Here is a 4,081-nt window from a genome sequence, read left to right as displayed (position 1 = left end):
AAAAACAAACGCCCAAAAAAAATGGGCGGTGAAAACCCGCCCATTTGGTCGTGAAGCGCATATTATAGCGCGCCAAACGCTTGAAATGCAACAATTGCGCACCGGAACGGGCTTGTTCAGGCGGTTAGCCTGCATTAACCGGCCGCTATTTTAATAAATTTGCGTGCATCCCGCGCAAATCTTCAAGCCTGCGCCACCAGCACCCGGGTATACGGGTGGCACGGAGCCTCCAGTACAGAAAATACCGTGCCGGACTCCACCACTTCGCCGTCCTTCATCACCATCACGTCATGGGCCATGGCCCGTATCACGTCAACGTCGTGCGTGATCAGAAGATAGCTCAAGCCGCGTTCACGCTGCAGGCGCTGCAGCAGTGCAAGCACCTGCTTCTGGATGGTGACATCGAGTGCGCTGGTCGGCTCGTCCAGCACCAGCAGGATGGGATTGATGATGAGCGCACGCGCAATCGCCAGCCGCTGGCGCTGGCCGCCGGAAAATTCGTGCGGATAGCGCTGCAACAAACCGGTAAACCGCCCGGCTTCCTCGCCCTCCCCCATGCCCACGTCGGCCAGCGCCAGCAGGACGCGCTGGCGGCGCTGTGCCTCGTTTAGCGCCGGCTCGTGCACCAGCAAACCCTCTTCCACAATGGCTTCTACCGTCATACGCGGTGAAAGCGACGAAAACGGATCTTGAAACACCACTTGAACGGCCTTGCGAATGGCCTTGTTGCGGTTCGCCTGCCGTGTCCAGGGTTGGCCAGCCGCCAGCAGTTCCCCGGAAAACGGAAGCAGACCAAGGCCGGCCAAGGCCAAAGTGGATTTGCCAGAGCCCGATTCGCCGATCACTCCCAGGGTCTTGCCCGGTGCAATCGTGAACGAGGCATCCTGGACGGCGATAAATTCACCCTGCCTGAACCAGCCGCGCAGGCCAGGAACAGCCACGGGGTAGGCCACACGGACATGGCTGGCCTGCATCACGGGTGAAGCGCCGGTCGCGCCCGCCTGATGCACTGCGACATCCCTGACCGGTTTGCTGTCTATGAGTTTTCGGGTGTAGCCATGCTGCGGGTTGGCAAACACGTCCGCGACCGGCCCCTGTTCCACGATATGGCCGTTTTCCATGACGGCAACGCGGTCGGCGAACCGGCGCACCAGGTTCAGGTCGTGCGTAATCATCAGCACGGCCATGCCGTTTTTGCGCTGCAAGTCACTGAGCAGGTCCAGAATCTGGCCGCGCAAGGTCACATCGAGCGCCGTGGTGGGCTCGTCAGCCAGCAGCAGCCGCGGCTGGCAGGCCAGCGCCATGGCGATCATGGCGCGCTGGCGCTGTCCGCCCGACAGCTGGTGGGGAAACGATCGAGCCCGCCTTTCGGCATCCGGGATACCGGTGTCCGCTAATAATTTGATAGCTTCTTGCGTAGACTGGTATTGGGTTAGACCCTGTTTTAGTTGTAAAACTTCGGCAATCTGGTCGCCCACGCTGAACAAGGGATTCAGCGCCGTCATGGGCTCCTGGAAAATCATGGCGATGTCGCGGCCTCGGATGCCGCGCAATGACCCTTCTGGCAAGGACAACAAATCCACGACGTCGCCATTTGGCGCAGAAAATAAGGCCTGCCCGCTGATTTCGGCGTTTTGAACCAGCCGCAGCAGGCTCAAGGCTGTCACCGTCTTGCCTGAGCCCGACTCCCCGACTAGCGCAAGCTTCTCCCCGGGCGCAATGGAAAAATCAATGCCGCGAACGACTTCCTTTCCGGCAAACGCAACCTTCAGTCTTTTTACTTCCAGCAGCATCGGGAATGAGCGTTCCGCCGACAGGCCGCCCTTAGGCGGAACAGCCCCTTCGGGGGGCAGCGTAGTACGCGAAGCGACAAGCGTGGGGGTCATAGCTCTGCCTTTCGCGGATCCAGTGCATCACGCAGGGCGTCACCCATGAAGGTCAGCAGCAGCAGCGTGACAACCAGCACCGCAAATGTTGACAGCGAAATCCACCAGGCGTCGATATTGGCCTTGCCCTGATTGAGCAGCTCCCCCAACGAGGGCGTTCCCGGCGGCACGCCCAGACCGAGGAAATCGAGCGAGGTCAGCGCCAAAATCGCGGCGCTCATGCGAAAAGGCAAAAAAGTCACCACGGGCGTGAGGCTGTTGGGCAAGATGTGGCGCCACATGATTTGCAGGTTGCCAACGCCCAAGGCGCGGGCTGCCCGCACATAGTCCATCTGGCGGTTGCGCAAGAATTCGGCGCGCACGTAGTCTGAAAGCCCCATCCAGCCAAACAGGCTGAGCAGCAGCAGCAGCAAGGCCACGCTGGGCGCAAACATGGCGCTGAAAATAATCAAAATGTAGAGTTCCGGCATGGAGCCCCAGATTTCCATGAAACGCTGAAACACCAGGTCGGTCTTGCCGCCCACGTAGCCCTGAATCGCCCCTGTGATGACGCCGATGACGACTCCGATGACCGTCAGCGCCAGGCCAAACAGCACGCTGAGGCGAAAGCCGTAAATCAGTTGCGTCAGCAAATCGCGCCCCCGGTCGTCCGTGCCCAACAGGTTGTCGCGCGATGGGGCCGAGGGGTTGGGCTCTTTCGCAAAGTAGTTGATGGTGCGCGGCCCGTAGGGATTGGGCGGATAAATGGCCCAGTTGCCATCCTGGCTCAATTTTTCACGGATGAAGGGGTCGAGGTAGTCGGCGGGTGTGTCGAAGTCGCCGTCAAAGGTTTTTTCCGAATAGTCCTTGAATAGCGGAAAGTACAACTCGCCCTGGTAGCGGGCGACCAGCGGCTTGTCGTTGGACAGCACCTCTGCAAACAGGCTGAGCACGACCAGCGCGCTAAAAAGCAGCAGGCTCCAGTAGCCCAGCCGGTTGCGCCTGAAGCGCTGCCAGGCACGGCGCGACGGTGAGAGGGATGGCGGGGATGAAGAGGCGATGTCCATGTTCAATCAAACTTCACTCGGGGATCGACCCAGACATAGCAAAGATCGCTGATGAGCTTGGTGACCAGGCCAATCAGCGTGAAAAAGTAAAGCGTTCCCAGCACCACCGGGTAGTCGCGCCGGATCACGCTTTCATAGCTGAGCAGGCCGAGCCCATCGAGCGAAAACAGTGTTTCAATCAACAGGGAGCCGGTAAAAAAAGCGCCGATAAAGGCCGCCGGAAAACCCGTGATGATGGGAATCAATGCATTGCGAAACACATGCTTCCAAAGCACTTGGCGCTCCGAAAGCCCTTTGGCGCGGGCCGTCATCACGTACTGCTTGCGGATTTCTTCCAGAAACGAGTTTTTGGTCAGCACCGCCGTCACGGCAAAGCTTCCCAACACCATGGAGATGACCGGCAGCGTGATGTGCCAGAGGTAGTCGGTGATGCGCCCACCCCAGCTCAGCGTCTCCCAGTTGGCCGACGTCAGCCCGCGCAGCGGAAACAGCTGCAGTTGCCCGCCAAACACCACCAGCAGCGCCACGCCCAGCACAAAACCCGGAATCGCGTAGCCGACCAGCACGACCAGGGTCGTGACAAAGTCAAACCGCGTGCCCGCCCGCACCGCCTTGGCCACGCCCAGCGGCACGGCAATCAGGTAGCTGATGAAAAAGGTCCAGAGGCCCAGGCTGGCGGAGACCGGCAGCTTTTCCTTGATCAGCTGCCATACATCCTTGTGCTGGTAAAAGCTGTTGCCCAGGTCAAAGCGGGCAAAGCGCCCCAGCATTTGCACAAAACGCTCCTGCAACGGTTTGTCAAAGCCGTAAAGCGTCTTGATTTCCTTGATGCGCTCAGCGTCCACTCCTTGCCGGCCCCGATAACCGGCACCGGCGACGGATGCCCGCTCGCCCCCGGAATCGCGCCCCTGCAATTGCGCCACCATTTGCTCGACCGGCCCGCCCGGCACAAACTGCACAATGGCAAAGGTCAGCAGCAGCACCCCGAACAAGGTCGGGATCATCAGCAGCAAGCGCTTGAGGATGTAACTGGCCATGATTAATCCATTTGTTCCAGCAGGGGGGACATCGGCCGCCGTGCCGGGCCGCCACCAGCAAGGCCAGCCCCCTCGGGGGGCAGCGCAGCACACGCAGTGGCAAGCGTGGGGG

General features: G+C 60.2%; 3 protein-coding genes. All 3 read right to left on the bottom strand.

All coding sequences use genetic code 11. The features are described from left to right. Positions 1–182 precede the first annotated feature (182 nt). The 3 genes from IV091_RS16825 to yejB all read right to left on the bottom strand — a co-directional run bounded on the left by IV091_RS16825 (position 183) and on the right by yejB (position 3,969). Positions 183–1,793 (bottom strand): ABC transporter ATP-binding protein, encoded by a 1,611-nt coding sequence (locus tag IV091_RS16825; protein ID WP_293470410.1) that lies wholly within the window; start codon positions 1,791–1,793, stop codon positions 183–185. Positions 1,794–1,882: 89 nt separating this feature from the next. Beyond that, the gene (locus tag IV091_RS16820; RefSeq protein WP_293470409.1) at positions 1,883–2,932 is read right to left on the bottom strand and encodes an ABC transporter permease; all 1,050 of its coding nucleotides are present in this window, start codon (positions 2,930–2,932) and stop codon (positions 1,883–1,885) included. Positions 2,933–2,934: 2 nt separating this feature from the next. Next, positions 2,935–3,969, bottom strand: a complete 1,035-nt coding sequence (yejB, locus tag IV091_RS16815) for a microcin C ABC transporter permease YejB (RefSeq protein WP_293470408.1) — start codon at positions 3,967–3,969, stop codon at positions 2,935–2,937. Between the last annotated feature and the right edge of the window lie 112 nt (positions 3,970–4,081).

Source organism: Polaromonas sp., from assembly GCF_018780625.1.
Lineage (GTDB): Bacteria > Pseudomonadota > Gammaproteobacteria > Burkholderiales > Burkholderiaceae_C > Polaromonas.
Note: the sequence above shows the minus strand (reverse complement) of the source record. Positions and strands in the feature narration are given on the sequence as shown.